This is a genomic window from Endozoicomonas sp. ONNA1 (genome assembly GCF_024606325.1).
Classification (GTDB): Bacteria; Pseudomonadota; Gammaproteobacteria; order Pseudomonadales; family Endozoicomonadaceae; genus Endozoicomonas_A.
The window spans coordinates 1-2,183 of the sequence record NZ_JAHHPN010000421.1 but is presented as its reverse complement, the minus strand read 5'-3'; the positions used below and the strand labels follow the sequence as shown (position 1 = coordinate 2,183).

The following is a 2,183-nucleotide window of genomic DNA, read 5'->3' as shown; positions in this document are numbered from 1 at the left end:
GCTCCGGTCCCGGACGGCGGTAATAATGCTGCAGTACCTTCAGGATGGTTTTTTCGTTATCGCCGACATTTTCAGGCAAGACCGGCGGTTTGCTGAAGGCGTCCACCACAAACTGTAATGCCATGGATGGCTCGGCTGTCAGGGGCGTTGCCTGGTCGCGAGAATCGTCCAGACCCAGAGATTGTCTCAGGTCATTGATTTCCCCCTTGGACTGCTGGACAAGTTTTGGCCAATTCTGGTAGTAGGGATGCGTTTCCCGTTGCTTCCATAATTTTTCAACCCATTGGATATAATCATCTACGAAGCAACCATCAATGTGCGTCTCACCGTTACGGCAATTCCTCTTCAGGCCGAATTTAAGACTATTCAGCATGTCTTGATCCAAAGAAGCCTTATAATGAAAAAGGGCCAGTAGGTTGGACTGAATATATTCGAGCGTTGGATTCGGTAGACTTACCACATAACGTAATGCCCTTTTCAGGCATTTTTGCCGTTGCGGTTGAGTGTTGTCCCGGCAGATTCGGTCAAATTCAACGATGCTTCCCGGGCAACCGGTAAAAGGTATCCTTTTGAGATGTTTGAGGGTCAGAAAATCAAAGGGACCAAAGGCAGCCACCATATAATTGAAAACTCCCGCTGGCATTGACGGGTGGTTGATATTGTCCATTTTGTAAATTTGGTCAACAGAAATCCCCACCCCTGCCCCGCTCTGCAGAAGCAGATGAAGTATGCGACAGGCTTCCTTCTCCTGTTCCCGGTTTTGCTCACACTTACCGCTTCTGAGTTGTTCGGAAATCAGCAGCTTGTCAAGCAAAGATTGAACAGTTCCTTTATGAAAAAAACGCTGGTGAATTGGCAGGCCACTTTGTTTTAATTCCAGAAGCCTCTGGTAATGGTAACAACGGGGATCACTCACCAGCTCAATGGCCTCTTTCAATTTGTGCATAACATCGGGTGAGACGGTTAATTCCGAGTTCAGTGCCTCTGCTCGCAAAGACATTGGCAGTAGATTTAACATGTCCCTGAAATGGTCTGGGGCTATGTCCTGTGAAAACGTAAAATCATCCAGAGAATGCTCATTCCTGGCCAGGTGTTTATTGTCCAGCTCATCATCAAAATAGACTTGTACAGAACCTGTGCGGTTGCAATAAACGACCAGTGGCAAGGGTTTAAGCTGCAATTTATATTCACACTGACGCTTATTCAGCAGGATGTCGGTAATATTTCTCTGTCCATCGTTGTATACACAAAAGCATTTGATGTCTTCTCTGCTGTATTTGTTAAGCACCAGTTCCGGGTATTCAGGGAAGGAGGAATGATCGCTGAATTTCAATTTTGGTAAACTGAATGTCCCATCTGCCTGCAGATGTCCCGAGGTGAAACGGGTAGGGTAAACTCTCCAGAGGATTCGACTGCCACGATCAAAACGATTATCGAACAATGATTGCAGATGAGGCAGTAGTTTTGTTGCCAGATGATCCGGAGTTACGCCAGGCTGCAACAGATCCCGGGTCGACGCACTATGTTTGTAGATGTACAGGCACTGTGGATCAACGGTACCTATCATCCATTCACCATAAGTATCTGGCACGCGCTCGGTAGGCATCAACCTCCCCGGCAGGGCGAGGGTGAAAGGTCTTGGTGTTCCCTTGCCTGAGAAGTAGTTTGCTTCTTTACTCAATCCAATTCGGCGAAATGCCAGACGTCCACTCTCAGCAGCCCGCAGTAGCTCCTGTCGCTCATACTCCCTGGGATGACGGGGTAGCAGTTTGTTGGTCGGTTCGCCCACTGCCCATCGACCAGAAGCTGTTACCGACCGGGTGTCAGAGTTTGATTGAGGGTGAGGGCACGGGCTTGCAGAGATCCCCGCTCCATGGACAACATTCATGGTAATACTCCATTAAACTTATTATTTACCCTATTCCGTAAGGAGGGATTTTAAAGTTCTTGGAGTATCCGGCTGGTAAAAAAGTTCCAATACCCATTGTCCGTAAATCCATTTTCATGGCGAGATCAAAGGGTTTTTCCTCTCCTCCACTGCTGGCGTGCTCTGGGCATCAGGCTTCTTTATCTTCTTCGGTACCAGCATTTTCCATTCTCTCCGGGAGCTATCGTCGGTTAAGTAGGGACGCTTCTCGCTGACCACGGCAATCCCACGCTGTTTCAGCACTGTCTGGGCTTCC

2 protein-coding genes are annotated in these 2,183 nt (G+C 48.2%); both read right to left on the bottom strand.

The window, feature by feature from the left end:
* Nucleotides 1-1,888, bottom strand: a 1,888-nt coding sequence (locus tag KDK19_RS09460; RefSeq protein ID WP_257291822.1) for a hypothetical protein, incomplete at its 3' end; no start/stop codon positions are given.
* Between the two features lie 114 nt (nucleotides 1,889-2,002).
* The coding region (locus tag KDK19_RS09455) for a hypothetical protein (RefSeq protein ID WP_257291821.1) at nucleotides 2,003-2,183 on the bottom strand (181 nt) is incomplete at its 5' end.